Origin of the sequence: Rhizobium sp. NLR8a (assembly GCF_019685235.1) — a bacterium.
GTDB lineage: Bacteria > Pseudomonadota > Alphaproteobacteria > Rhizobiales > Rhizobiaceae > Rhizobium.
The window spans coordinates 279,977-304,944 of record NZ_JABDWI010000007.1 but is presented as its reverse complement, the minus strand read 5'-3'; the positions used below and the strand labels follow the sequence as shown (position 1 = coordinate 304,944).

Annotated in this window: 24 protein-coding genes and 1 pseudogene; 7 read left to right on the top strand and 18 right to left on the bottom strand. The window is 62.2% G+C overall.

Annotated features, from left to right (window positions below):
* Positions 1-223: 223 nt before the first annotated feature.
* Positions 224-1,036, top strand: coding sequence for a ferredoxin--NADP reductase (locus tag HJC04_RS15820; protein ID WP_064806129.1), 813 nt, complete (start codon positions 224-226; stop codon positions 1,034-1,036).
* Positions 1,037-1,077: 41 nt separating this feature from the next.
* Here HJC04_RS15820 and HJC04_RS15815 read toward each other — a convergent pair whose 3' ends face one another.
* The 7 genes and pseudogenes from HJC04_RS15815 to HJC04_RS15785 form a co-directional block, all read right to left on the bottom strand.
* Positions 1,078-1,692, bottom strand: coding sequence for a GntR family transcriptional regulator (locus tag HJC04_RS15815; protein ID WP_210631393.1), 615 nt, complete (start codon positions 1,690-1,692; stop codon positions 1,078-1,080).
* Positions 1,693-1,825: 133 nt separating this feature from the next.
* A complete protein-coding gene (locus HJC04_RS15810; RefSeq protein WP_210631394.1) occupies positions 1,826-3,028 on the bottom strand; it encodes an ABC transporter permease in 1,203 nt (400 codons plus the stop codon).
* Positions 3,018-3,734 carry an ABC transporter ATP-binding protein gene (locus tag HJC04_RS15805; RefSeq protein WP_210631395.1) on the bottom strand — a complete coding sequence of 239 codons (717 nt, stop codon included), beginning with the start codon at positions 3,732-3,734 and terminating at the stop codon, positions 3,018-3,020. Before HJC04_RS15805 ends, HJC04_RS15810 begins: the two co-directional genes overlap by 11 nt.
* A gap of 12 nt (positions 3,735-3,746) precedes the next feature.
* Positions 3,747-5,037: pseudogene (locus HJC04_RS15800) on the bottom strand (efflux RND transporter periplasmic adaptor subunit).
* Positions 5,038-5,048: 11 nt separating this feature from the next.
* Positions 5,049-5,261 (bottom strand): hypothetical protein, encoded by a 213-nt coding sequence (locus HJC04_RS15795; RefSeq protein ID WP_210631397.1) that lies wholly within the window; start codon positions 5,259-5,261, stop codon positions 5,049-5,051.
* Positions 5,251-5,625, bottom strand: a complete 375-nt coding sequence (locus HJC04_RS15790) for a GFA family protein (RefSeq protein ID WP_210631398.1) — start codon at positions 5,623-5,625, stop codon at positions 5,251-5,253. The genes HJC04_RS15795 and HJC04_RS15790 overlap by 11 nt, the downstream gene beginning before the upstream one ends.
* Before the next feature lie 9 nt (positions 5,626-5,634).
* Complete coding sequence (locus HJC04_RS15785; protein ID WP_064708964.1) at positions 5,635-5,844, bottom strand: hypothetical protein; 210 nt, start codon at positions 5,842-5,844, stop codon at positions 5,635-5,637.
* A 376-nt stretch (positions 5,845-6,220) separates the two neighbouring features.
* Between HJC04_RS15785 and HJC04_RS15780 the strand changes: the two genes are divergently transcribed.
* Positions 6,221-6,403, top strand: coding sequence for a hypothetical protein (locus HJC04_RS15780; RefSeq protein ID WP_221146595.1), 183 nt, complete (start codon positions 6,221-6,223; stop codon positions 6,401-6,403).
* Positions 6,404-6,958: 555 nt separating this feature from the next.
* Here the strand turns inward: HJC04_RS15780 and HJC04_RS15775 are convergent.
* The 5 genes from HJC04_RS15775 to HJC04_RS15755 form a co-directional block, all read right to left on the bottom strand.
* Positions 6,959-8,038 carry an ABC transporter ATP-binding protein gene (locus HJC04_RS15775; RefSeq protein WP_221146594.1) on the bottom strand — a complete coding sequence of 360 codons (1,080 nt, stop codon included), beginning with the start codon at positions 8,036-8,038 and terminating at the stop codon, positions 6,959-6,961.
* A gap of 18 nt (positions 8,039-8,056) precedes the next feature.
* A complete protein-coding gene (locus HJC04_RS15770) occupies positions 8,057-9,106 on the bottom strand; it encodes a carbohydrate ABC transporter permease (protein ID WP_221146593.1) in 1,050 nt (349 codons plus the stop codon).
* Positions 9,103-10,140 (bottom strand): carbohydrate ABC transporter permease, encoded by a 1,038-nt coding sequence (locus HJC04_RS15765; RefSeq protein WP_210631403.1) that lies wholly within the window; start codon positions 10,138-10,140, stop codon positions 9,103-9,105. The genes HJC04_RS15770 and HJC04_RS15765 overlap by 4 nt, the downstream gene beginning before the upstream one ends.
* 11 nt (positions 10,141-10,151) lie before the next feature.
* Positions 10,152-11,411, bottom strand: a complete 1,260-nt coding sequence (locus tag HJC04_RS15760; RefSeq protein ID WP_221146592.1) for an ABC transporter substrate-binding protein — start codon at positions 11,409-11,411, stop codon at positions 10,152-10,154.
* Positions 11,412-11,476: 65 nt separating this feature from the next.
* Complete coding sequence (locus HJC04_RS15755; protein WP_221146591.1) at positions 11,477-13,996, bottom strand: hypothetical protein; 2,520 nt, start codon at positions 13,994-13,996, stop codon at positions 11,477-11,479.
* A 180-nt stretch (positions 13,997-14,176) separates the two neighbouring features.
* On the opposite strand from HJC04_RS15755, the gene HJC04_RS15750 reads away from it, so the two are divergent.
* Positions 14,177-15,241, top strand: a complete 1,065-nt coding sequence (locus HJC04_RS15750) for a LacI family DNA-binding transcriptional regulator (RefSeq protein WP_210631406.1) — start codon at positions 14,177-14,179, stop codon at positions 15,239-15,241.
* Positions 15,242-15,254: 13 nt separating this feature from the next.
* Complete coding sequence (locus HJC04_RS15745; protein WP_221146590.1) at positions 15,255-15,785, top strand: NADPH-dependent FMN reductase; 531 nt, start codon at positions 15,255-15,257, stop codon at positions 15,783-15,785.
* 22 nt (positions 15,786-15,807) lie between these two features.
* Here HJC04_RS15745 and HJC04_RS15740 read toward each other — a convergent pair whose 3' ends face one another.
* The 5 genes from HJC04_RS15740 to HJC04_RS15720 are packed head-to-tail and all read right to left on the bottom strand — an operon-like array spanning position 15,808 to position 20,938.
* Complete coding sequence (locus HJC04_RS15740; RefSeq protein ID WP_221146589.1) at positions 15,808-16,551, bottom strand: ABC transporter ATP-binding protein; 744 nt, start codon at positions 16,549-16,551, stop codon at positions 15,808-15,810.
* Positions 16,548-17,393: an ABC transporter ATP-binding protein gene (locus tag HJC04_RS15735; RefSeq protein ID WP_221146588.1), complete on the bottom strand. Its 846-nt coding sequence runs from the start codon at positions 17,391-17,393 to the stop codon at positions 16,548-16,550. Before HJC04_RS15735 ends, HJC04_RS15740 begins: the two co-directional genes overlap by 4 nt.
* Position 17,394: 1 nt before the next feature.
* Complete coding sequence (locus HJC04_RS15730; RefSeq protein WP_221146587.1) at positions 17,395-18,297, bottom strand: ABC transporter permease; 903 nt, start codon at positions 18,295-18,297, stop codon at positions 17,395-17,397.
* Positions 18,294-19,322 (bottom strand): ABC transporter permease, encoded by a 1,029-nt coding sequence (locus HJC04_RS15725; protein WP_221146586.1) that lies wholly within the window; start codon positions 19,320-19,322, stop codon positions 18,294-18,296. Before HJC04_RS15725 ends, HJC04_RS15730 begins: the two co-directional genes overlap by 4 nt.
* A 20-nt stretch (positions 19,323-19,342) precedes the next feature.
* On the bottom strand, positions 19,343-20,938 hold the full coding sequence (locus tag HJC04_RS15720; RefSeq protein WP_221146585.1) for an ABC transporter substrate-binding protein: 1,596 nt from the start codon (positions 20,936-20,938) through the stop codon (positions 19,343-19,345).
* Between the two features lie 132 nt (positions 20,939-21,070).
* On the opposite strand from HJC04_RS15720, the gene HJC04_RS15715 reads away from it, so the two are divergent.
* The 3 genes from HJC04_RS15715 (at position 21,071) to kdgD (ending at position 23,779) form a co-directional block, all read left to right on the top strand.
* Positions 21,071-21,781 carry a FadR/GntR family transcriptional regulator gene (locus tag HJC04_RS15715; RefSeq protein ID WP_210631413.1) on the top strand — a complete coding sequence of 237 codons (711 nt, stop codon included), beginning with the start codon at positions 21,071-21,073 and terminating at the stop codon, positions 21,779-21,781.
* Between the two features lie 64 nt (positions 21,782-21,845).
* Positions 21,846-22,820 carry a mannonate dehydratase gene (locus HJC04_RS15710; protein WP_221146584.1) on the top strand — a complete coding sequence of 325 codons (975 nt, stop codon included), beginning with the start codon at positions 21,846-21,848 and terminating at the stop codon, positions 22,818-22,820.
* A gap of 32 nt (positions 22,821-22,852) precedes the next feature.
* Positions 22,853-23,779 (top strand): 5-dehydro-4-deoxyglucarate dehydratase, encoded by a 927-nt coding sequence (kdgD, locus tag HJC04_RS15705; protein WP_221146583.1) that lies wholly within the window; start codon positions 22,853-22,855, stop codon positions 23,777-23,779.
* A 114-nt stretch (positions 23,780-23,893) separates the two neighbouring features.
* Here the strand turns inward: kdgD and HJC04_RS15700 are convergent, their stop codons facing one another.
* Positions 23,894-24,967 (bottom strand): ABC transporter ATP-binding protein, encoded by a 1,074-nt coding sequence (locus tag HJC04_RS15700; protein ID WP_210631416.1) that lies wholly within the window; start codon positions 24,965-24,967, stop codon positions 23,894-23,896.
* Between the last annotated feature and the right edge of the window lies 1 nt (position 24,968).

Genomic DNA, 24,968 nt, shown 5'->3' with positions numbered 1-24,968 from the left:
ATCAGCATTCGGCTGCGGTCCGCCGCTCTAATATGCATCCTTTGCCCGGCTTCGCCAGCGGGAAATATGACATTCGCCGCTCGCCATTGAATCCTGACCATGACATGCATATTTCCCTTCTGAAGCGTCGCGTGGAATGGAATGCCTTTAATTCCGGCCGGATTTGTAATATCTCGCTCCCAATCCGACAGTTCATCCGACGAATACGGGATCCGCTACCGAAATGAACGCGCCTGCAAAGACCGAAGACTTCGCCTCGTCCATCCCCGCCGGCGTCTATGCCGAGACGGTGCTGAGCGTGACGCATTACACCGACCGGCTCTTCCGCTTCACGATGACCCGGCCGCAGGGCTTCCGTTTCCGTTCCGGCGAATTCGCGATGATCGGGCTGATGGTCGAGGGCAAGCCGGTCTTCCGTGCCTATTCGATCGCCAGCCCAGCATGGGCCGAGGAGCTTGAATTCTTCTCGATCAAGGTGCCGGACGGTCCCCTCACCTCTCATCTGCAGGCGATCAAGCCCGGCGATCAGGTGCTGATGCGCAAGAAGCCGACGGGCACGCTGGTGCTCGACGCGCTGACCCCTGGCCGCCGTCTCTACATGTTCTCGACCGGAACCGGTGTTGCGCCGTTCGCCAGCCTGATCCGCGACCCCGAGACCTATGAAAAGTTCGAGGAAGTCATCCTCACTCACACGACGCGCGACGTCGCCGAGCTGAAATATGGCTTCGATCTCGTGCACGAGATCCAGAATGACGAACTGCTGAAGGAAGTGGTCGGCGACAAGCTGCGCCATTACGCGACCGTCACGCGCGAGGATTTCGAATATCGTGGCCGCATCACCGACCTGATCTCGTCGGGCAAGCTGTTTACCGATCTCGGCGTTCCGCCGCTCGATCCGGCAATCGACCGCGGCATGATCTGCGGCTCCTCGGCCATGCTGAAGGATACCAAGGAATTGCTCGAAAAGGCTGGCCTCAATGAAGGCGCCAACAGCAAGCCCGCCGAATTCGTCATCGAACGCGCTTTCGTCGGCTGACACTCTTTCAACGATCAAATGCAAGCGGCTCCGGGCCATTTTTATTTGCGGGCGAGATAGTCGATCAGCACCGCCATCGCCCCACGCGCCTCATCCGGCCTGCCCTGCCGAATGGCGCGGATGACGGCGACATGCAGCGCGATGGCGCGGTCCATGCGCTCGGGGCTTGCTGTGGAATACCAGAGGCGGCGCGCATGCGCCTGCACCGGACCGAGTGCGGCCATGATGAAGCCGTTCGGGCACGCGTTCTCGAGAATTTCGTCAAAGGCCTTGTCGGCGGCGAAGAAGCCGGTGAGATCGCCGGTCACGACGCATTTCTCCATCGCGTCGGCGCAATCGCTGAGGCGCTCACGATGTTCGTCCGTGGCATGCTCGGCAACCAGGCTTGCCGCAATCGGCTCCAGCTCGCGGCGGACCTGCATGACATTGCCATGATCCTCCGGTGTGATCTCGGCAACCTGCAGCCCAACCCGCGGCTTCACCAGGATCAGCCCCTGCCAGGCGAGCTTCTGAATCGCCTCGCGCACCGGCGTGCGCCCGCGGCCCGCCATATCGATCAGCTGCTTTTCGGTGACAAGTGCGCCAGGCTTCAGCGCCAGCGTAACGATCAGGTGCTCGAGTGCTAGATAGGCAAGGTGGCTTTGTGACGTCTGCACTGCCGATAATCCCGTAGCCGGCCTGATATATCACATTCTGCCACGGTAAAGAGTCGAAGACAAGGCGACGCAGACATCCAAGGAGTGAAACCCAAATTCGCAGGTCCGCACGACCGAACCGCGCGTCCGCCCTTCACTCGTGTCGCAACGCCTCGATCGGATTGAGCTGCGCTGCCCGTCTCGCCGGAAAATAGCCGAAGATCATACCGATTGCCGCGGAGAAGAGGAAGGCGACGGCGACCATCATCGGACTGAAGACGAAGGGGACTTTCAGGAGGGTGACCGCCACCAGGCCGAGGCTCAGGCCGAGCACGATGCCGGTGATGCCGCCGAAGAGCGACAGCGCCACCGCCTCGACCAGGAACTGGGTGAGCACCTGGTTTTCGAGCGCGCCGATCGCCAGGCGGATACCGATTTCGCGGGTTCGCTCGGTGACGGAGACGAGCATGATGTTCATGATGCCGATGCCACCGACGAGCAGGCTGATCGCGGCGACGGCGCCGAGCAGGCCGGTCAAGAGTGTCGTCGTGCCGGTCATCGCCTCGGCGATCTGCGTCATGTCGTTGACGTTGAAATCGTCCTGGCGGCCGGGAATGATCTTGCGGCGCTCACGCAGCAGATTTTCGACATCGGCCTGCACCTTGGCTGTCGAGACACCATCGCGCGCCGAAATGATGATCTGCGGCACGTTGCTGTTGCCGCTGATGCGCCGCTGGAACACCTTGACCGGCATGATGACCACGTCGTCCTGGTCGGTGCCCATGCCGGACTGGCCGCGCCTGGCCAGCACCCCGATGACCGGGCAGGAAACCTTGCCGACGCGGATCTGCTGGCCGAGCGGATCGGCGGCTCCGAAGAGTTGCGAGCGCACTGTCTCACCGATGATGCAGCGGGACTGACCGCGCTCCTCGGCGGGGGTGAAATTGCGGCCAAGCGCCAGGTTCCAGTCCTGCGCGACGAAATAATCGTTGGTGGTGCCGGAGACGCTGGTCGAATGGTTCTGGCCGCCAAAAATCACCGTTGCCGTTGACTGGTTGAGCGGCGCCACCGCCCTCAAGCCGCCGATCTGGTCGCGGATGGCGGCGACATCCTTGAGGCTGAAGCGTTTGGCCTCGGAACTCACCCGGCCGGGGCCGAACTGCCCGGGACGAACGAACAGCATGTTGGTGCCGAGCCGCGACAGTTCGGTCGAGACCTGCGCGGTCGTACCGTTGCCGATCGTCACCAGCGCGATGACGGCGGCAACGCCGATGACGACGCCGAGCACGGTGAGGAAGGAGCGCAGCATGTTGCGGTTGATGGCACGCAACGCCAGCTTCAACGTCTCAAAGAACATGATCCGTCCTCCTGGCCTGCTCGACCTCGCTCTCCAGCTGGCCGTCGACGAAGCGCAGCAGCCGCCCGGCATAGGCGGCGATATCGGACTCGTGCGTGACCATGACGATGGTGATGCCGTGCTCGCGGTTCAGCCGCGTCATCAGTTCCATGATCTCGAAGCTGGTCTTCGTGTCGAGATTGCCGGTCGGCTCGTCGGCGAGGAGCAGCGCCGGCTCGGTAACGATGGCGCGGGCGATGGCGACGCGCTGCTGTTGACCGCCTGAGAGCTCCTGCGTCTTGTGATGCTCGCGGCCCGACAGGCCGACCAGCGCCAGCGCCTCGCGCGCCTTTTCGCGCCGTTCACGCACTGCCATGCCGCGATAGATCAGCGGCAGCTCAACATTCTCTGCGGCTGAGGTGCGCGACAAGAGGTTGAAGCCCTGGAAAACGAAGCCGAGCATGTGGCGGCGCAATAGCGTCAGCTGGCTGCGGTCGAAGCCGCTGGTCGGGATGCCCTGGAAGATGTAGTCGCCCGATGTCGGCACATCGAGGCAGCCGAGAATGTTCATCGCCGTCGACTTTCCGGAGCCTGACGGCCCCATGATCGCGACGAATTCATGGGCATCGATCGCAAGATCGACATGGTCGAGAGCGCGGATCGCCGCCTCGCCCTCGCCGTAGATCTTCGAGACCTTCCTGAATTCGATGAGCGGCGGGCTTGCCATCCGTCTCTCCGCCTAATTCGTCCGCACCGTGGCGTCAGTCACCAATGCGTCATTTTCCTTGAGTTCGCCGGAGACCACCTGAGTGAACTGGCCGTCGGACGAACCGACCTGGATGACGACGGGCGTGGCGCGGCCGTTGCGCAGCACCCAGACGCGGCGCTGCTTCCGTCAGCACCTCACCGGAATTACCGCCGCGCCGGCGTGGCGGCCCGAAGATCCCGAGAATGCCGCGGCCGCGCCGTTCCGCCTGCGGGGGGGCATAACGCAGCGCCGCGTTCGGCGCCATCAGCGTATCCTTGACGGCCTCGACGGTGATATCGGCGGTCGCCGTCATACCGGGGCGCAGCAGCAGGTCGGCGTTGTCGACCGAGAGCACCGCCTTGTAGGTCACCACGTTGTTGACCACTTCGGAGGCGAAGCGGATCTGCTCGATCTCGGCCGGGAAGGACCGGTCGGGATAGGCATCGACGGTAAATATTGCCTTTTGGCCGACGGCGATCTTGCCGACATCGGCCTCGTCGACATCGACCTGCAGCTCCATCTTCTTCAGATCGCCGGCGATGGTGAAGAGAATGGGCGCCGAAAGCGAGGCGGCAACCGTGGCGCCCGGATTGACGGACCGGGTGAGGATCACGCCGTCGATCGGCGAGACGATCTTTGCCTTGGCGAGATTGACCTCGGCAAGCTGCAGGTCGGCCTCCGAGGCCAGCACCTCGGCTTCGTTGATCTGTTTGGCGGCCACGGCGGAATCATATTTGTAAGTGGCATCGTCGAGGCTCTGCTGGGTGGAGACGTTGCTCCTGACCAGGCTCTTCAACCGCTCGAGCGAGGTGCTCGCCGATTCGAGATCGGCATTGGCCTTGGCGACGTTTGCCTTGGCCGAATTGACCTTGGCGCGCGAGCTCTTCACATCCGCCTCGAGCTTGTTGGTGTCGAGCAGCGCCAGCACGTCGCCCGCCTTAATCATGCTGTTATAATCCACGTTGACGTCGCGTACGGTGCCCGAAAGCTCGCTCGATATGTCCACCTGCTCGGTCGGCTGCACCGAACCGGTGGCGGTGACAAGCACCGTCAGGTCGCCGCGTTTTGCCGGCTGCGTGGTGTAGCTCACCTCACTTTGCCCTCGGCCGATGTAGAAGTAAGCGGCCGCCGCGGCGGCAGCGAGGAGGATCAGCACAACGAGCAGGCGGGCGCGCCAGCGGCTCCGCCTGTTCTGCCGTCCCGAAGCGGCAAGCACCGCGGCGAGATCGGGCGTCGCGCCGGCCTTTGCTCCGGTTTCGTCGCCGCTTACGATCTTGTTCATGTCATCCTCGATCAGTCAGTGGCCGCATCGGCCTGCAATGAAATAATCACACCGCAGATGAACCGGGAATTAGCGTTGCCGCCGAACTGGCACGGAATTGCGGACAGGTGAAATGAAATATTGGTAAGAAAACTCAAGTTTCCGCCCAGCGGCGCCTCTCGCGCAAAAATCTGCAGCGCTTTCGCGCTCCCGACAGGCAGCAATTGCCGACCGTCAATCGGCATCCTCGGCATATTGCCCGGCACCCGGCAGCGGATGCAGCCACGCTTCGCGCCGCTTGATCCAGACTTCATGGTCCGGCTCAAGATCCGTCGGCGGGCTATCGAGCGAGCCGAGGCGGATTTCCACCGCCGCCTCCTGAAGGCAGAAAAGCCTGCTGCCGCAGGTGGGACAGAAGCTGCGGCCAGCGAAAGTGGCAATCTCGCCGCTTTGGGAGAAAGCCGAGCGAGACCAGAGCGCGAAGAAGACGAAGGCGGAACCACTCGATTTGCGGCAATCAGCACAGTGGCAGAGGCCGACGCGAAGCGGCTCGCCTTCCACCCGGTAGGCGACCGCTCCGCAAAGGCAGCTTCCCGTCCTGATCCTCATGGACGGCCGTCAGGAGTCGAGCTTGGTGGGGAGCCGCGGCGGACGGCGCTTGGCAGCCATCAACAGGTCGAGCTCGGTGGCGGAGGGGCCAAATTTGTCATAGAGGCGCTTGGCCTCCTTGTCGTCCAACCGGTATTTTCTGGCAAATTCGCTCATGCTGTAGGGGCGGCCACGCAACACTCTTCGCGCCGGGGTCGCCGTTTTCGGTGCGTCGGTCATGGTTTTCTCCTTTCCTCAGCTCCCCTGTAAGTTAGAGCGGACCATCTATTTGAAAAGAGTCGAGCGGCCTCAACAGAGCCGTGAACCGGAACGGATGCGGCTGATTTCCTGGAACCTTTTTGTCGAGGGACGGTTGTCGAAGCGAGGCTGCGGGCCGCGCCAAGCGGACGCGGCGGCGCTGGAGAACACCGGGATTTTTCCGCTTTCTCCCGATGGCCAACGAAATGGCAGGCGAGCTCCCGACCCGCCCGGTCCGCTTCCTCATCCTCATTTTCCGGCGAGATCACGAAATATTAAAATGCGGAACGCATGCGCCGGAGCGAGGTTGTGAACTCGAGGTCGACGTGGCCTCAGTTCAAAACCAAGGAGAAACCAAATGGCAAACCAAGGTGGAACCCATGAACAGCACGTCAAGGCTGGGCAGCAGAGTCACAAGAACGACTCCAATTCCCGCAGCGCCTCTTCAGGCGGCCGTGACGCGCAGTCCAGCGGATCCCGCGGCGGCAGCCATGAGCAGCATGTAAAGGCTGGTCAACAAAGCCACAAGAACAGCCACTAAGGCTGTGATGACATTAAACTTGGCCCGCGCCCTCCATTCCGGCGCGGGCTTTTTTGTGACCTTGAAGCTGGTAGGCATTTAGATAGCATCATAGACTATAACGCGACTCGAACACGAATATGAAGAAACTCAATCTCGGAATGCCTCAGAGAGGCCTGCTCTTTCAATCGTATTTTGTGGGCATGACTTTGGCCCATGTCCCTATGTTTTTTGGAAACATCGGACTGATAACATTATTTTTAAAATTTGTTTTTTCCATACCAGTCATGGCCGGGATATATTTCTTATATATTTAAAAATATAAACAAGTACATTCACGTCCATTTTTCTGGTCAGCGCTAACATTTGTTTTTTCTTTGTGCCTTGCCATGCTGGTTTTATCTTTATTATATTGGCCAGATTGATCTTCGTCTTTTGTCTGTTTTTTTCATTTTTGCCGTGCCGTCATCGCTAATTGCCTGCGCTTACTTCGCTCTGAGACTTTGGCTCTCTTGCGGACGGCAGAGCGAAGCTGCGATTTGACGAATGGCGCCCTTGTGGACGGACGCTGAAGCATCAAGACAGACGCCGGCCGTCCTCGCCGAAAAGGTGCAGAACCTCGGGGTCGAGATGGAGCGGCAGGCTGTCGCCCGATTTCATCTTCTGCTGGCCGGCAAAGACGGCGATCAGCTTCTTGCCGGCGGCTTCGGTATGGACGACGGTTTCAGAACCCAGCTCCTCGACAAGGGTGATCCGCGAGTCCAGCCTGCCTGCGGCGGCTGCATCCGCAAGTGTGATGTGCTGTGGCCGGATGCCGATGCTGACCCTCTCGCCCGCCGGGCGCGCCTCCCTGGCGACGACGGAAAGGCGATGGCCGCCCACGGTTTCGACTTGCGCGAAACCGCCGTCATGGCCGACGATCGAGGCTTCCAGAAAATTCATGTGCGGCGCGCCGATGAAGCCGGCGACGAAGCGGTTTGCCGGCTTGTTGTAGAGTTCAAGCGGCGTCCCCACTTGTTCGATCCTGCCGCCTCTCAGCACGACGATCCGGTTTGCGAGCGTCATCGCCTCGACCTGATCATGGGTAACGTAGATCATCGTCGCCTTGAGGCGGGCGTGCAGAGCGGCGAGTTCGGCGCGCATGCTCACCCGAAGTTCGGCATCGAGATTGGAGAGCGGTTCATCGAGCAGGAAGGCATCCGGCCGGCGCACGATGGCGCGGCCGATCGCGACGCGCTGACGCTGGCCGCCGGAGAGCTGGCCGGGGCGGCGCTGCAGAAACGGCTCGATCTCCAGCATGCGCGCGGCGTCAGCGATGCGTGCTTCGATCTCGGCCTTGGCCACCTTGGTGTTCTCCAAGCCGAAGGCAAGGTTTTCCCGCACGCTCATATGCGGATAAAGGGCATAGGACTGGAAGACCATGGCAAGGCCGCGGTCGGCCGCACCGATCGCGGTGACGTCCTTGCCGTCGATGGCGATGCTACCGCCCGTCGGCTTGTCGAGACCGGCGATCAGGCGCAGCAACGTCGATTTTCCACACCCGGACGGGCCGACGAAAGCGACGAACTCGCCGTCGTTGACCTCAAGCGAGACATCGCGGATCACCTCGACGACGCCGAAATTCTTGACGATGTTCCTGAGCTCGAGTCCGCTCATGCGCTCTCCTGTTTCCTATTATTTCAGCCCCGAGCCGGCGATACCCGTCGTGATGAAGCGCTGCAGGAAAACGAAGATCAGCACGACGGGGATCATCGAGACGACGGTCATGGCGAGGATATAGTGCCACTGCACATTGAGCTCGCCGGCATAGACGTTGAGGCCGACCTGCAGCGTGTAGAGTTCCTTGCGCGACAGCACGATCAGCGGCCAGAGGAAATCGTTCCAGCGCCAGACCACCGAGAAGATCGCCAGTACCGCCAGCGCCGGTGCCGACAGCGGCAGGATGATGCGCCAGTAGATCTGCCATTCGCTGGCCTTGTCCATGCGCGCGGCGTCGATCAGCTCGTCGGGGATCGTCAGCATGTACTGGCGCAACAGGAAGACGCCCGTCGGCGTGGCGACGGTCGGCAGGATGACGCCCCAGAGGCTGTCGAAGAGGTTCAAGCTGCCGATGACCGAATAGAGCGGCACGACGATCACCGAGAGCGGCACCATCAGCGTTGCCAGGATCATCAGCATGACGGCGGTGCGGCCGGGGAACTGGTATTTCGACAGCGCGAAGGCGGCCATCGAATTGACCAACAGGGTGATGGCCGTCGCCACCACCGTCACGAAGACCGAGTTGCGCAGGAACAGGAAGAAGTCGAAGCGCTGGAAAGGCTCGGTGTAGTTGTTGGTCGCGAATTCGACCTCACGCACCGGCGTGCGGTCCTTGATGTTGACCTTGACGATTTCATCAGGCTGTTTCGGATCGACCATCTGGCCCATGATGCCAATGCGGCGCACTTCGGCGAGCACACGGGTGCTGCCATCCGGCATCGTCACGTTATAGAGCGGCAACGGCTTGTCGTATCCCGGCACCACGGCCTGCTCGGTGACATAAGGCAGGACGGACGGCGGGAACTCGGCGAGCGCCGCCGGCGTCTTGAAGGAGGAGAAGACCAGCCAGATGGCCGGGCCGAACATCAGGATGACGCCTGAGATCAGCCAGATCCAGGTGACGACATCCGTCCAGTGCCAGCCGCGGCCACGGCGACGTAGCAGGAAGGCGCCGACAGCGCTCATTGGCGTTTCCCCTTCTTCTCGTTGCGGCTGCTTGCGGCAAGCTGGATCAGCGTCAGGATAACGAGCACGATGCCCATCAGGATCGAGGCGGCCGATGCGAGCCCCGGATTGCGCAGCGAACTGGCAAAGCCGGTCTCGTAAATAAACTGGGTGATGTACATGGTGCTGGTGCCGGGCCCGCCGCCGGTGAGCACGAAAACCTCGTCGAAGATCTGCACGGCGCGGATCAGCGCCAGGACCAGGACGACGATGAGGTTCGGCATCAAGAGCGGCAGGGTGATGCGCCGGAAAATTCGGGTGGGGCTCGCCTTGTCCATCGCCGCCGCCTCATAGAGATCCCTCGGAATCGCCTGCAGGCCGGCGAGCAGGATCAGCGCATAAAAGCCCATGTGCGCCCACACCGAGACGAAAACGGCGAAGAAGAACGCCCAGAAACGATCGCTGAGCCAGGAGAAGGGCTCGAAGCCGAAGGGGCTCAGCGCATAGTTCAGCAGGCCCTGGCGCTGCAGGATCCACTTCCAGATCAGGCCGACGACGACGGGCGACAGCAGCACCGGGAAGAAGAAGACGGCGCGCCAGAAGCCACGATTGGAAAGCTCGCGGTTGAGAATCAACGCCGTTGCGAGTGCCGCGACCAGCATGGCCGAAACCTGAAAGACGACGAAGACCGCGGTGTTGCGCACCGCGGCCCAGAAGGTGTCGGCCGCACAGGTCGAGGGGTCGAGATAGGAGCGGCAATCGAAGAGGATGCGGTACTGCTCGGCGCCGACATAGGTCCTGTTTGGCAGGAAGATGGCGCCGCCGCTCGTCGTCGAATAAATGAAGTTGATGACCAGCGGCAGGAGGACGAAGATGGAAAAGATCAGCATGTTGGGCGCCAGGAAGACACCGGCCATGCCGTTCACCCCCGTCAGCTTCTGCCAGGCGCGCATCGGGATATCGACGATCCCCATGGCGAGCCTGACAGGCGCAAGGAGCGCCTGCTGCAGACCGGCTTTCGCCGCAGGTTCGGAAGAAACCGTCTTCTCCGCCATTCGTTCGTCCGTCAGTTGCCGCCGACCTTGGCCTTGATGTCCTCGTCGATGCGGGCGTAGGCGTCGTCGAGCTTCATCTCGCCGGCGATCACCTGGCTGATGCGCGCAACGATGGCGCTGTAATAGGCGTCAGACCACTTCCAGCCCGGCAATTTCATCGCAGCAGGGGACGTCTGGCCGGCCGATTCAACGAAAGCTTTCAGCGCCGCCTTCACATGCGGATTATCGGTCTTGAAGTCCACCTGGCCGGCGGCCACGCCCTTGTGCGCCGGAATGAACAGGCTGCGCTCGGCAAATTCCTTCTGCACGTCGGCGCTTGCCAGGTAGTCCATCACCTTGGCGACGTCCTTCGGGTTCTTGGTGTATTTTACGGCGACGAGACCGGCGCCGCCCTGCATGCCGCTGCAGGCCACCGTGCCGCAGGGGCTTCCGGCCATGATCCAGTCGAAACTGTCGCCGATCTTCTGCGCGAAGCCCGAAACCTGCCAGCTGCCGGAATAATAATAGGCGAGACCGCCATTGATGAAGTCCTCGGCCGCAGCGCGATAGGTGCTTCCGGCAGCACTGACCCAGACGTCCTTGTTGACGGTGCCGTCCTCGTTCCATTTGACGAAGCGGCTGAGGAATTCCTTGGCGCCCTGATCGATGGGCGCCGGCTTGCCGTCGGCGGCGATATAGTTGGCGCCATAGGAGATATTCGGGCCTGAGACGCGGTGGCCGGAACGGTCGATCGCCATGGCGAAGACCTTCTGGCTGTCGGCGACCTTTTTGGCCGCCGCCGCCCAGTCGTCCCAGGTGGCTTTCGGGCCGGGAATTTCGACGCCGGCCTGCTCGAACAGCGTCTTGTTGACGAAGCCGCCCGTGAGCGTCAGCTGGGTCATGAAGCCGGTGATGGCGTTCGAGCCGTCAGGACGCATCCAATCGGCCTGAGCGCCGAAATTCTCGTCCCAATATTTCGCATCGGCGAGGAGCGGGCGAAGGTCGAGCCAGTGCTGCGCCTGCGCCTTCAGATTGGTGACGCGGGCGATGTCAGGTCCCTTCCCGGCTTCCAGCTGCACCGGCAGCTGTTCCTTGACGACGTCGTAGGAGACTTCGTCGAGGATGACGTTGACATCAGGATTGGCCTTGGAGAAACGCGCCAGCAGATCCTTGATCACCTCGCCTTCGCCGCCATCCGAATACCACATGATGCGCACGTCGCCGGCTTGGGCGGCAACGGAACTCAAGAGAACCGCAGCAAAAGCTGCGGCGATCGATTTCATTCTGGTCATAGTCTCCTCCTCTTGACCGCTGAATTCCTGCGCCGGCCGGGTCCTCCACCGGCCGGACATCTCGTCTACGAGGCAGCGCGCCGCCGCTGCCTGCCCGCTATCTCCAGATGTACCGCTTCTCCCCGCACCGACCAGTCCGAGGGTCTCAGAATACGGCCTTCGGCGCGCACGGTACCGTCCTCTTCGAAGACGACCTGACCATATTCCGGATCGACGATGATCAGCGCACCCTCATTGTCGCGACGGGCTGTAAGCGTGGCGAAGCGCGCCCGCATCCCTTCGAGGCCGTCTTCGCGCCCGAGATCGGAGAGACGGACAATCCAGCGCCCCGTGCGGCCGGCCAGGCGCAACTCGACATCCGTCGTCGGCCCGTGTTTCACCGGTTCGAGCAGGCCGTTGCCGATCAGCATCGCAAGCCCATTGCCGGAGCGGGCGAGCGCCAGCTTGCCGTCGACCAGCTTCTCGTCGAAGGCCTCGAGCGGGAACCAGGCATGGGTGAAATCCGGCTGGCCCTCGTGGATGTCGAAATCGAGAATGGCGAGGTCACGATATTGATGCACGCGCGGCAGCGTTCCGCAGCCGCCCCAGAAGCTCGGCCGACCGTAGCCGAACTGGATGGTTTCGCCGGGATGGTTGATCCAGATCTGCGCTTCCGGCCGCTCGCCCAAACGCAAATGCAGAACCGTCTCCTGATAACCCCAGGCGCCGGGGCGGTAGTGGGCGATGGTGCCGATCGCGGTGTCGCGTGTCTTATAATGGTAGAGGGCGGCAAAACGGTTCTCGCCCTGAGAAAAGGTCCATTCCTGCGCGTCGTCGGAGTGGTGCGCGGCGATTTCAGCAAGCGCTTCCGGGAAACGGAGGCCATGATCGCGGATGCAGACGGCAAGCTGCGGCAGCGCGTGGACGCGACGGCCGTACCAGCCGCGCCCCCAGAGCAGCCGAGCAATGGCCGACAGCTCGACCGAGCGCCCCGGCCGCAGTGTATGTTCATAAGAGCGGCCCTGGCTGCCGGTCAGCATGCCATGATGGGCCGAGCGGGCGACGATCTCCATCAGCCGGACGATGCTGGCATTGGCGCGAGCACGGATCGTCTCATCCGGCGCGCAGGCGGCAAGCGCCGTCAGCCCCTTGAGGTCGATCGGGAAATAGGGAACGGAATTCCACTCAGCCATCTCCCAGCGCTCGAAATGATCGAGCCAGGCGCGAACCCGCTCGTCGCCGACCTTCATCTGCTCGGCGCCGGTACGGCCGGAACGGACGAAGACGGCATCAGGGAACAGCCTGCCGCCGAGATAGGCGGCGGTGTGGAAGAGCAGCGCGTGGTTTTCCGAAAAATACCACTGAACGTCGTTGCCCGGCTCGTCCATCCAATAGCGGTAATTGAGAACGGCGTGCTCGATCCGCTGCTGCAGCCCTTCCGACAAGAGGTCGCTCCAGCGGGTATAGGCAAACAGCAGCGGCACCAGCACGAAGTCCGCGCAATCGTGACAATCCTCGATCACCGGCAACATCGCCGATATCATCGCCTCGGTCTCTTCGCCGCCCTGCCCCAAGGCCAGCCGCGCGAAGGCGCAGACCGTATCGGGCTCGGAATGGGCGGCGACCTCGGCAAGCGCCTCGGCGACGCGATCGTCTAGCGCGGCGGGCGCCTGCCCCTGGCGCTGGACGTGACAGATTTCGACGCCGAGCGTGCGGCCGAGCGATAGGCCGCCCGTTTTAAACGTGATCCGGAAATGGCGGAAATCAGCGGGCATATCAGCCGAGGGGCCGAGTTCCAGCTGGGTCGCGCCTTTTTCCAGCGCGAAATCATAGTCGAAGCGCTCGACCGACATGAAGTCGCCTTCGATCTCGACATGACAGCTCAACGCCACCGGCAGCGGCGCGGGAAACAGGATCGTCACGTCCTCGCCGAGATAGGCGGCGCGGTCGAAGCGCATGCCTTCGAGGATTGCCTCCAGCCCGTCCGCGTCACCGGCGGCGATGGGAACAGGCACCGATGTTTCGACCTCCGGTCCATCGAGATAATCCAGCTGGAAATAGAAGCGGGCGTCGCGCTCGGCGAGATCGTCGAAATAGATGCGGATCTCGTTGAGCCCCGCCGTCAACTCCACTTCGAAGGTCTGCTGGGCTTCCAGATTGCGCACGTAAGGCGCCATGAAGCCCCGCTCGGCCCCATTGACGAAGAGGACGGCGCCGCCGCAGGTCGACAGGCGCAGCGTGGCTGGTCCCGCCGACTGCGCATCGAGGAAGGTGCGCGCCCAGCAGCCGATGCGCGTCGGGCGAAACCAGAAGCCGGAGAGATCGACGCGCGGCGATGAAAAGGGAAGCCACCAGCGGACGGCCTCGAATTCGGTCGCCGGCTGCGGTCTTCGGCCGGAAAAGGATGCCTTGAATTCGGTGCGGCAGGGATATTCATGCGGAATGAAATTCTTCGTCTTGGTGACGAAGAAAAACGGATCCATGCTCCCTTCCATCGGCCGGTCGGCGACATCGTAGCGTGCCTGCGCGAGGGGGCCGAGTTGCCAGTAGACGATCGGGCTCTGTTTCCCGGTCTTGCGGCGGAGATAGGATTCTTCGGCGGCCATGCTTCAGCCCGCTTGAGCTTTAACACGCCGAGCAAAACGCCGACGCGTGGACTTGCCGTCAAACCGCATCTTCAAAGCCTCCCTGCTCTGCGCCTGTCGCTGACACGTCAATTGTGCATAGCCATTCCGTTTGCGCAATCTGAAAGATTTTTGCATACTTCGTTCGAGCGAGGAGATGAGATGGCTGCGGAGCAGAAAAAGGGCAGGCGCACACGCCTGGACGACATCGCCGCCCGGTGCGGCGTGTCGATCAGCACGGTGTCGCGCGCGCTCGCCGGCGAAAAGGGCGTCAGGCCCGAGATCCGCAAGCTGGTGCTGGAAACGGCGAGCGCTGTCAGCTACGCGCTGCCGGCGAGTGTCGCCGGCAAGAAGGTCATGCTCGTCGCATCCGGCGCGGCAATGATCGACTATGTCCGCAACCAGTTCACGCTCCACGTGCTCGAAGGATTGAACGCGCGCGCGTCCGCCCTCGGCATCGAAATGGCAATGCGCCCGGTCACCGACAAGGCTGATGAAACCCGCGTCATCGCCGAGATGCGCAATGATGCAAGTTTCGGCGGCATGCTGATCCTGACAGTCGACGAGGAGGACATGCTGACGGCGGCCGCCAATCTCGGAAAGCCCGTCGTGCTCGTCAACAGCGACGACCCTTACATGCGGCTTTCGAGCGTGACGCCCTGCAACCGATCGGCCGCGTTCATTGCCGCCGAGCGGTTGATCGAGGCCGGCCATCAACGCATCCTGTTCATGCTGCGGCCGGGACGGCGGACCATCGAGCGGCGCCTGGAGGGCTGGCGCGACGCGCTGCAGCATCATGGACTGACGGCCGATGCCGACCTGGTGCTCGAGGTCGAGGACTGGTTGCCGGAACTCGGCGCCGAGGCGATCACCCGTCTCGTCGGCGACAAGGGCCTTTGCTTCACCGCCGTTCTGACGGCGGGCGACAGTCTCGCCAACGGCGCCGTGCGCGGGCTGCAGGCGATGGGTTATGCCGTGCCGCAGGATGTCTCCGTCATGGGCATAGACGACCTGCCGCAATCGGCCTTTCTCAATCCGCCATTGTCGACGGTGCACATCCCGATGCGCGAACTCGGCGCCACCGCGCTCGACCTCTTGCGCGACATGATGCTTGGCCTCGCCTTGCCGTGCCGCCGTGTCGAGCTTGCCTGCCATGTCGTCGAAAGAAGCAGCGTCGCAGCCGTCCACCATCCGGCTGCCGCGGATCACATCAAGCCAATCGCGTGAGGTTATGCCGGTCATGAAATTCCTGGCAATATCCGGAAGCGCCCGCAGAGCCTCGACCAATACCGCCGTGCTATATGCCCTCCAGTCGGCTGCCGGGCCGGCGCATACGCTCTCGGTCTATCATCGTGTTGGCCAGCTCCCGGTCTTCTCGCCCGATCTCGAACTTCCCGAGCCTCCTTCCGAAGTGGCGGCTCTTGCAAAGGCGATCACGGATGCGGATGGACTGATCCTGGCGAGCCCCGAATATATCAGGTCAATCCCCGGCGGGCTGAAGAACGCCATCGACTGGCTCGTCTCCCGTAACGAAGTGATCGGCAAACCGATCGTGCTTGCGCACGCGTCGCATCGCGGCGACGACATGCTGCAGCAGCTTCGCACCGTTCTCGCCACGCTGAGCGAGCGCTTCAACGAGCATCTCTTCCTTCGCTTCCATCTGATGAAGCTTTCCCCGGAAGAAATTGCCGAGCATCTTTCCGCGCCTCGGCATCAGCAGGAGATGCGCCGTTTCCTCGAGGCTTTCGCCCGCTATTGCAGCCCAGCGTGAGTCTCGGCGGCGCAACGACCCGTCAAGCCTCCAAGAAGCTCGCCTCGAACAGCTCCTGCGCATAGGCATCATGCGTCGTGCCGGCCTGCAGGTCCGCCTTTGTGAGTTCGTCGACGAAGCCGCCGTGTTTCATGATCAGCACCCGGTCGCACATATGGGCGATGACCGCGAGGTCGTGACTGACGAGCAGATAGGTCAGTCCCTTCTCCTCGCGCTGGTCGGCAAGCAGGTTGAGGATTTCGGCTTGGATCGAGACGTCGAGCGCCGATGTCGGCTCATCGAGCAGCAGGATCGGCGGCGACAGGATCAGCGCCCGGGCGATCGCCACGCGCTGCCGCTGGCCGCCGGAAAGTTCGTGCGGGAAACGGTTGGCGAAGCTTGCCGGCAGGCCCACCTGGATCAAAGCCCTTTCGACCTTCGACCAGATGTCGGAATGGCGCATGGCGCGCAGCGGTTCGGCAAGCGCGGTGCCGATGCGATGGCGCGGATGCAGGGAGCCGTAAGGATCCTGAAACACCATCTGGGCTGAGGTCAGTTCCTCGCGGGAGCGCTTCTTGCCGATCGGCTTGCCGCGAAGCTCGATCTGACCGGTCCAACCAGCCTCCATGCCGGCGAGGCAGCGCAGCACCGTCGATTTGCCGCAGCCGGATTCGCCGACGATACCGAGCGTCTCGCCCTGATTGACTTGAAAACTGATGCCCCTGACGACATGGTTGCTTGATTTGCCCGAGGTGAAGATAACATCGAGGTCACGGACTTTGATCATTGCGCCGCCTCCGGATCGAATTTCGCCCGGTCGAGAACGGCAAGCCGGCGAACCGGATTTTTCGGATCGGGCAGCGCTGCTATCAGCCCGCGCGTATAGGGATGACGGGCCTCTGCAAGGCTGGTCAGCGTTTCGACGATCCGTCCGGCATACATGACGATGATACGCTCGCAGAAGGCCGCGACCATGCGAATGTCGTGGCTGATCAACAGCAGGCCCGAATTGTTCTCGCGCACCAGCTCGTCGAGCAGCAGCAGCACGTCCTTGCGAACGCTGACATCGAGCGCCGAGGTCGGCTCGTCGGCGATCACAAGCTTCGGCCGCGCCAGCAGCATCATGGCGATCATCACCCGCTGGCCCATGCCGCCCGAGATCTGGTGGGGATAAAGCGCCATGACCCGCTCGGGATCGGTGATGCGCACCCGCTCGAGCATGGCGCGAGCCGCATCCTGCGCTGGCTTGCCGCGCAGGCCGAGATGAAGGCGGGCGGCCTCGGCGATCTGCTTGCCGATCGACAGCACCGGATTCAAGGAATAGCGCGGATCCTGCATGATCAGCGCGATGTCCTTGCCGCGCAGCGCGCCCATCTGGCGCTCGGTCTTTGCAAGCAGCGAGCTGCCGGCAAGATCCATGCGCCCGGCGGAGACGATGGCGGCCGGCGGCAGAAGACGCATGACGGCACGACCGGTGGTCGACTTGCCGGAACCGGATTCGCCCACGATTCCCACACGTTCGCGCCCGACGTCGAAACTGACATTGGAGACGGCGGGCACGGCGCCGCGCCCGAAACGGACGCTCATCTCCTTGACCGAAAGAACGGGCTGCTGATCACGATCTTGCATGTCACGACCTTGCATGGCGGGGGTCCAGAATGTCGCGCAGAGCATCTCCGGCGATGTTGAAGGCAAGGCTCGTCAGCAGGATGGCGATACCGGGCATGACGGCGACCCACCAATAATCGAGCATGAATTTGCGGCCGTTGGAAATCATCGCGCCCCATTCCGGTGCCGGCGGCTGGGCGCCGAGGCCGAGGAAGCCGAGCGAGGCCGCCGTCAGGATGATGCCCGCCATGTTGAGCGTCAGGCGCACGATGACCGACGGAATACACATCGGCGCGATATAGAGAAGCAGGATGCGGAGGGGCGAAGCGCCGTAAAGGCGGGCGGCGACCACGTAGTCGGCATTTCTGACGACAAGCGCCTCGGCGCGGGCAAGCCTTGCAATCGGCGGCCATGCGGTGAGCGAGATGGCGATGATGGCCGTGCCCAGGCCGGCGCCCAGGGCGGCAGCAAAGGCAAGCGCCAGAATCAGCGATGGAAAGGACAACACGATATCGGTGGCGCGCATCAGGAAAGCATCGGTATTGCCGCCGAAGAAGCCGGCGACGACGCCGATCAGCAGCCCGATCGGGCCGACGATCAGGGAGACCGACAACACGGTCTGGATGGTGATGCGCGTGCCGAAGATCAGGCGACTCAAAATGTCCCGGCCAAATTCGTCCGTGCCGGCGAGATGGGCAACGCTCGGAGGCTGCAAAGCATCGCCAAGCGACTGAATAGTGGGATCGTAGGGGGCCAGAAGCGGCGCGAAAATCGCAACTACGCAAAGGAGCCCGAGAATGACGAAGCCGGCAAGGCCGAGCGGCTCGTCGGCCAGCTTGCGGCCGGCGCGCCCGAACGAGGCGGCAACGCGGCTTGGCATGCTCGGCGGACGGATGCGGATCTCGCTGTGGACGGCGCCACTCATCGGGCTGCCTCCCGCATGCGCGGATCGAGCAAGGCGTAGGCAACATCGGCCAGGAAGTTCAGGAACATGAAGATGAATCCCACGATGATGGTGGCTGCGACGATTGCGTTCATGTCGCCGATCATCAGCGCGTTCGTCATATATTGGCCGATCCCCGGCCAGGAGAAAACGATCTCGGTGACGACTGCGCCTTCGAGCAGCCCGCCATAGGAAATGGCAAGGATGGTGATGAGCTGCACCGCGATATTCGGCAGGACATGGCGCAGGATCGTGCCGATCGGGCTGACACCCTTGGCGCGGGCGGCGATGACATAATCCTGGCTCAACTGCTCGAGCGTGAAACTGCGGGTCATGCGGGTGATGTAGGCCATCGCGGCATAGGCGAGAATGATGGCCGGAAGGATGATATGGCCGAGCGCATTCCAGAAGATTTCCGTCTCGCCCTGCAGGAGGCTGTCGACCAGCAGCAGGCCGGTCTGCGGGGTGACGAGGCCTTCGTAAAACACATCGATCCTGCCGGGCCCGCCGACCCAGTTCAGGCCGGCATAAAAGATGACGAGGCCGACGATGCCGAACCAGAACACCGGGATCGAATGACCGACGAGGGAGACGACGCGGGCGACCTTGTCGATCGGGCTGTCGCGAAACAGTGCCGCGACCAGGCCGAGCGGAACACCGACAAAGGTCGAAATGATCACCGCCAGCGTCGCAAGTTCGAATGTCGCCGGAAAGGCCTGAGCGAGGTCCGAAGAGACGGGATTGCCGGTGAGCACGGCCGTGCCGAAATCACCATGCGCCAACCCGTTCAGATAGAGGAAGAACTGCTGATAGATCGGCAGATCGAGCCCCAGACGCGTCCGCATCGCCGCATAGGCGGCGGGATCGGCGAGTTCGCCGACGATCGCGCCGACGGGATCCGTGGGCAGGACGCGGCCGATCACGAAGGTCACACATAAGAGGATGAACAGGCTGACGAGCAGATGCGCCAGGCGTCGGCCAAATTCGGCTACAGAGAGTTCCTTCATGATCGCCTGCCTCGGGAGTATTACTGGGCTTCAGACTTCGTGACGTTCTCGAGACGCGTCAGCTGGGTCGGATGCCCTACATATCCCTGCACCTTGCTCGACAGGACGATCGGCTCGAAGCGTTCGAACATCGGCAGCACCGCCGGCTTCTGTTCGACGAACATCTTCTGCATCTCGACATAGAGCTCGCCGCGCTTCTTGGCGTCCGGCTCCACCGACGCCTTGGCCGTCAGAGCCGTCAGCTCCGGGATGTCCCAGGCCGAGCGCCAGACGAAGTTGCCGGCGTTGTTGGCTTCCTTCGAATTGTCGGGATTGGAGGAGAACTGCTCCATCGAGCCGAGCACGTTCGGCATGTAGGCGCTGGTCTGCGGGATCAGCAGATCGAAATCCCTGGCGCGGTGGGCGGCAATGATTTCCGAGCCGTTGCCCTGCTGGATGTCGATCTTGATGCCGACCTGGGCAAGCGACGCCTGGATAGCCGTGGCAAGATCGATGCGCGGCGTCTGCGCGATCGTCTTCAGCGTCAGCGAGAATCCGTCCTTGAACCCTGCTTCGGCCAACAGCTGCTTGGACTTTTCGACGTCGAGATGCCAGTCGGGGTTCGGGATCGCAGACTCAAAATTCTCCGGAACCGGAACGTTTCTCGCCCGCCCGTAGGGCCCCATGATGGTCTTTTCAATGCCCTTATAATCGATGCCGTAGGCAATGGCCTCGCGAACCTTCGGGTTGGACAGGTACTGGTTGCCGGCATTCATTGACAGCACGTAGAAGCCGCCCGTGGGAATGCGCTGGATGGTAAAGCCCTGCTTGTCCTTGAAGGTGGCGAGATCGGCTGCGGTCATGGCGCTGGCGATATCGATGTCGCCGCGTTCGAGCATCAGCCGCTCGACCTGGCTTTCAGGCACATGGCGGACGATGACGCGCTTCATCTTCGGAGCGCCGGTGACATAATCCTTGTTGGCGTCGAGAATCACGAGTTCGTTCGGCGACCACCGGTTCAGAGTGAACGGGCCGGAGCCGGCCGAATGCGTGCGCATCCAGGCATTGCCGTAATCATTGTCAGCGACATGTTTCTCGACTTCGACGCTGTCAACGACGCTGGTGGTCGAGGTCGTCAGCCGGTAAAGCAGCATTTCGGCGGTCACCTGGCCGGAAAAATCAATGCGCACCGTCTTATCGTCGACTGCCGTGACGAGCTTGTCGACATTGGTCTTGTCGTAGCCGACGCGCTTGAGGTTGGCGGCGGCAGCCTGGTCGAGCTTCAGGAGCCGTGCCAGCGAATAGACGACGTCCTTCGCCGTCACCGGATTGCCGGAGGCGAAGTTGGCCTGGCGCAGCGTGAAGGTGATGCCCTTGTCATCGACCTTCCAGCTTTCGGCCAGCTGCGGCACGATCTTGCCATCCGGCGTGCTGTTGACCAGCCGGTCGTAGAGATTCGACATGATCTCGACCGCCTTGCCCTCGGTCGCCTGATGCGGATCGAGCGACAGGACCTGCGCCAGCGATGTCCCGAGCACAAGCTGGTCCTTTGGGGTGGCGGCGTACGAGAGCGGCGCAGCGATCGTCAGCGCGCCGATGACGGCGCCGACGAACAGGCCTTTCGAAAAATGCTTCATTGTAACTCCTCCCTGGATTACTATAGGAGACATATTATGTCGTCCGTATGTCGTATTATGATTTATCGAAGTCCGATTTAATTTGCAAGACCCGTGCGGAAGACGTGAGGCACAGAAACTGGGGAAACGAGAATGACGACACTTGGCCGTGGTCGGCAAAGACTGGCGCAGCAGGTCATCGATCAACTGCGAGCACAAATCGAGACGGGGAAATTGCGCGTTGGCGACCAGCTGCCGACCGAGCCGCAGCTCGAATCGACCTTCGGCGTCAGCCGCACCGTGGTGCGCGAGGCGATTGCGGATTTGAGGGCTGCAGGTTTCGTTAGGCCGATCCAAGGCAAAGGCGTGTTCGTTGCGGATCCGAAGGTTCATTCGGTCATGTCGCTGACGCCGGTGGAAATCAAAAGCATCCCGGAAACCTTGGAATTGCTGGAGTTTCGCATGGCCACCGAGGGTGAAGCGGCAGCGATTGCCGCCTATCGCCGCACGGCCGAGCAGGAAGCGGCGATCCGGGAGGCCAACCGCCGAATGGCGCAACTGATCGAAAGCGGACAGCAGACCGTCGAGGCGGATTATGCCTTTCACATGGCGATCGCCGCCGCCACCAACAACCGGTTTTATGTCGATGTTCTCCGTCATTTCGGCCCGCGCGCCATCCCCCGTGGGCAGTTTCCGACGCTGCCGGACGCCAATGACCGCGAGTATCTGCAGAAGGTCTATGCCGAGCATGTGGACATCCTGTCGGCGATCGCCGATCAGGATCCCGACCGTGCCCGCCAGGCGATGCGCGCGCATCTGATGGCGAGCCAACGCCGTTATCGGATGCTCGCCGAACAGCAATAGGGCTCGACACCCTCAGGAATTCATATTATGTCATATGACATTGTTGAATCTGGAGAGGTCTCTGATGTATCTTGGAACACAGGTGGCGGCGCGCGACGATGACGATTATCGGATCTTCGCGCAATTGGGAGTGAAGCATATCAGCGCCGATCCGCCGGGAGCGCCGAGCAGCTGGACGCTTGCCGATATCGAGCGTCATCGCGACAAGGTCGAAAGCTTCGGCCTGATCCTCGACATGATCCAGCTGCCCCTGCCCTCGCAGCCGATCGAGAAGGCTTCCTATCCCGACATCCTGCTTGCCGGGCCTGAGCGTGTCCGGCAGATCGATGCGGTCTGCCAGATGATCGAGAATGTCGCGGCCGCCGGCATTCCGGCCGTCAAATATAATCTCAACCTGATCGGCATTCCCCGCACGCCCGACGAACCGGGACGCGGCGGCTCGATGAATGCGAGCTTCCGCTGGGAGAAGACCGATCAGCAGGCAGCCCCCGGTCTTGCCGGCGTGCTCTCCGAGGATGAAAACTGGGAACGGATCGATTACTTCCTCGAGCGGGTCGTGCCAGTCGCCGAAAGCAATCGCGTCAGGCTCGCCTGCCATCCGCACGACCCTTACACGCCGCCCGGCTATCGCGGCGTCACGCGCGTGCTCGGCACGGTGGAAGGGCTGAAGAAATTCGTGCAGATGCGCGAAAACCCCTATCACGGCCTCAATTTCTGCCAGGGCTCGGTCGGCGAGATGCTCGAAAATCCGCGCGAAGAGATCGACGACATCATTCGCTGGTTCGGCGAGCGCAACAAGATCTTCAACGTCCACTTCCGCAATATTCGCGGCGGCAAGCTCTCCTTCATGGAGACCTTCCCGGACGAGGGCGACATGGACATGGTCCGCTCGGCCAGGATCTACAAGGAGGTCGGATACAAGTACATGCTGATGCCCGACCATGTGCCGACCGTCAGCGGCAAGGACCCGTCCGCCACCGCATTTGCCTTTTGTTACGGCTACATCGCGGCACTTCTGCAAGTGCTCGAGAGCGCCTGACACGATTTTCAACACCTAAGGAACAGGACTTGATGATGAACCCGATTGAATTGAAGAAGGCCGTCGGCAGTGGCCTGCTCTCGTTTCCGGTCACGCATTTCGACGATCAGCTTAAATTCGACGAGGCGAAGTACCGCCGCCATGTCGAATGGCTTGCCGGTTACGACGCCGCGGCTCTGTTTGCCGCCGGCGGCACCGGTGAATTCTTCTCTCTCAATCCGAGCGAGATCCCTGAGGTCGTCAAAGCCGCCAAGGCATCGGCTGGCAAGACGCCGATCATCTCGGGAACCGGCTACGGCACGTCGCTCGCCATCGAGATCGCACAGGCGGCCGAGAGGGCCGGCGCGGACGGATTGCTTCTTCTGCCGCCTTATCTGATGTTTGCCGAACAGGCCGGACTGATCGCCCATGTCAAGGCGGTCTGCCAATCGGTCGGCATCGGCGTCATCGTCTATAATCGCGACAATGCCGTGCTGACCGCCGACAGCATCGCCCGCCTGGCCGCCGAATGTCCGAACCTGATCGGTTTCAAGGATGGAGTCGGCGACGCCGACAAGGTGATCGAGATCACCACCCTGCTCGGCGACCGCCTCGTTTATGTCGGCGGCATGCCGACCCATGAAGTCTACGCCCAGGCCTATTTCGCCGCCGGCGTGACGACCTATTCATCGGCCGTCTTCAACTTCGTCCCGGCGCTCGCCCAGCGCTTTTACGGCGCCTTGCGCACCGGCGACCAGGCGACCGTCGACGAAATCCTGAAGGGCTTCTTCTTCCCCTTCGTCGCCCTGCGCAATCGCAAAAAGGGCTATGCCGTCTCGATCATCAAGGCCGGCCTTCGGGTACTCGGCCAGAATCCGGGGCCGGTGCGTCCGCCTTTGACGGATCTCACGCAGGAAGAGCTGGCGCTGCTGGAGAAGATCATCCAGGCCAACGGCGTGGAACGGATCGCGGCGGAATAATAGGTTAATGATTGAGGACGTGCCTGGACCGCATGGCACGTCCCCTCGCGCCGTTCACGGGGAGAGATCTAGGATAAAGGGCTGTTCTCGGCGATCTCCTGGGCCGAGGATTCGCTACAGCGCCACACCAGTCCCGCGGTCGAAAATGTGCACCTGGTCGCTGGCGATGCTGGCCTCGAAGACGGCGCCGTAGCGGGCGGGATATTCGCCGTCGACGATCGCGGTCACCTGTTGTCCGGCAAGGTCGAAGACCACGTGGGTCTGGGCGCCTGTCGGTTCCACCAGCATGGTTCGGCCGGCAAGCGGCGTGCCGCCCGACAGGCCGGGAACCAGATGTTCGGGGCGCAGGCCGATAGTCACGGCCTGGCCGGCCTTGACCTTGCGGTCGGGCGCGATGCGGATCGCCGTGCCGTCTTCGAGGCGGGCAGCGGGCTCGCCATTTTCGCCGTCTACCGTGCCCTCCAGCATGTTCATCGCCGGCGATCCGATGAAGGCGGCGACGAAGAGATTGGCCGGCTTCCGGTAGAGTTCGAGCGGTGTTCCCTGCTGCTCCACCTTGCCGTGATTGAGCACGACGATGCGGTCGGCGAGTGTCATCGCCTCGATCTGGTCGTGGGTGACGTAGATCGACGTCGTCTTGACCTTCTGGTGCAGCGTCTTGATCTCCGAACGCATCTGCACGCGCAGTTTCGCATCGAGGTTTGACAAGGGCTCGTCGAACAGGAAGACGGCCGGGTTGCGGACGATGGCGCGGCCCATGGCGACGCGCTGGCGCTGTCCGCCGGAAAGCTGGGCGGGCTTGCGGTCGAGCAGCTTGGCGAGATCGAGCATGCGGGCGGCTTCAGCGACACGAGCCTCGATCTCGGGTTTGGCAACGCCGGCGAGCTTCAGATTGAAACCCATGTTTTCGGCCACCGTCATGTGCGGATAAAGCGCATAGGACTGGAAGACCATGGCGATGTTGCGCTCGCGCGGTGTCATCGCATTGACGACATTGCCGCCGATGGCGATCTCGCCGTCGGTGATCTCCTCGAGGCCGGCGATCATCCGCAGCAGTGTCGATTTTCCGCAGCCGGACGGGCCGACCAGGGCGACGAATTCACCATCCTCGATATGAAGCGAGATGCCGTGGATGACGTCGACGGCGCCATAGGCCTTGCGAATATTGTTCAGCTCAACGGATGCCATG

Excerpts from the sequence above, each read along its gene's own strand:
- HJC04_RS15720 (WP_221146585.1), bottom strand. The coding sequence starts at position 20,938 with ATGAAGCATTTTTCGAAAGGCCTGTTCGTCGGCGCCGTCATCGGCGCG.
- HJC04_RS15775 (WP_221146594.1), bottom strand. The coding sequence starts at position 8,038 with ATGAGCGGACTCGAGCTCAGGAACATCGTCAAGAATTTCGGCGTCGTC.
- HJC04_RS15710 (WP_221146584.1), top strand. The coding sequence starts at position 21,846 with ATGTATCTTGGAACACAGGTGGCGGCGCGCGACGATGACGATTATCGG.
- HJC04_RS15745 (WP_221146590.1), top strand. The coding sequence starts at position 15,255 with ATGAAATTCCTGGCAATATCCGGAAGCGCCCGCAGAGCCTCGACCAAT.
- HJC04_RS15700 (WP_210631416.1), bottom strand. The coding sequence starts at position 24,967 with ATGGCATCCGTTGAGCTGAACAATATTCGCAAGGCCTATGGCGCCGTC.
- HJC04_RS15740 (WP_221146589.1), bottom strand. The coding sequence starts at position 16,551 with ATGATCAAAGTCCGTGACCTCGATGTTATCTTCACCTCGGGCAAATCA.
- HJC04_RS15785 (WP_064708964.1), bottom strand. The coding sequence starts at position 5,844 with ATGACCGACGCACCGAAAACGGCGACCCCGGCGCGAAGAGTGTTGCGT.
- HJC04_RS15805 (WP_210631395.1), bottom strand. The coding sequence starts at position 3,734 with ATGGCAAGCCCGCCGCTCATCGAATTCAGGAAGGTCTCGAAGATCTAC.
- HJC04_RS15790 (WP_210631398.1), bottom strand. The coding sequence starts at position 5,625 with ATGAGGATCAGGACGGGAAGCTGCCTTTGCGGAGCGGTCGCCTACCGG.
- HJC04_RS15770 (WP_221146593.1), bottom strand. The coding sequence starts at position 9,106 with ATGAGCGCTGTCGGCGCCTTCCTGCTACGTCGCCGTGGCCGCGGCTGG.
- HJC04_RS15750 (WP_210631406.1), top strand. The coding sequence starts at position 14,177 with ATGGCTGCGGAGCAGAAAAAGGGCAGGCGCACACGCCTGGACGACATC.
- HJC04_RS15795 (WP_210631397.1), bottom strand. The coding sequence starts at position 5,261 with ATGCCGATTGACGGTCGGCAATTGCTGCCTGTCGGGAGCGCGAAAGCG.
- kdgD (WP_221146583.1), top strand. The coding sequence starts at position 22,853 with ATGATGAACCCGATTGAATTGAAGAAGGCCGTCGGCAGTGGCCTGCTC.
- HJC04_RS15780 (WP_221146595.1), top strand. The coding sequence starts at position 6,221 with ATGGCAAACCAAGGTGGAACCCATGAACAGCACGTCAAGGCTGGGCAG.
- HJC04_RS15810 (WP_210631394.1), bottom strand. The coding sequence starts at position 3,028 with ATGTTCTTTGAGACGTTGAAGCTGGCGTTGCGTGCCATCAACCGCAAC.
- HJC04_RS15820 (WP_064806129.1), top strand. The coding sequence starts at position 224 with ATGAACGCGCCTGCAAAGACCGAAGACTTCGCCTCGTCCATCCCCGCC.
- HJC04_RS15735 (WP_221146588.1), bottom strand. The coding sequence starts at position 17,393 with ATGCAAGATCGTGATCAGCAGCCCGTTCTTTCGGTCAAGGAGATGAGC.
- HJC04_RS15760 (WP_221146592.1), bottom strand. The coding sequence starts at position 11,411 with ATGACCAGAATGAAATCGATCGCCGCAGCTTTTGCTGCGGTTCTCTTG.
- HJC04_RS15715 (WP_210631413.1), top strand. The coding sequence starts at position 21,071 with ATGACGACACTTGGCCGTGGTCGGCAAAGACTGGCGCAGCAGGTCATC.
- HJC04_RS15755 (WP_221146591.1), bottom strand. The coding sequence starts at position 13,996 with ATGGCCGCCGAAGAATCCTATCTCCGCCGCAAGACCGGGAAACAGAGC.
- HJC04_RS15725 (WP_221146586.1), bottom strand. The coding sequence starts at position 19,322 with ATGAAGGAACTCTCTGTAGCCGAATTTGGCCGACGCCTGGCGCATCTG.
- HJC04_RS15765 (WP_210631403.1), bottom strand. The coding sequence starts at position 10,140 with ATGGCGGAGAAGACGGTTTCTTCCGAACCTGCGGCGAAAGCCGGTCTG.
- HJC04_RS15730 (WP_221146587.1), bottom strand. The coding sequence starts at position 18,297 with ATGAGTGGCGCCGTCCACAGCGAGATCCGCATCCGTCCGCCGAGCATG.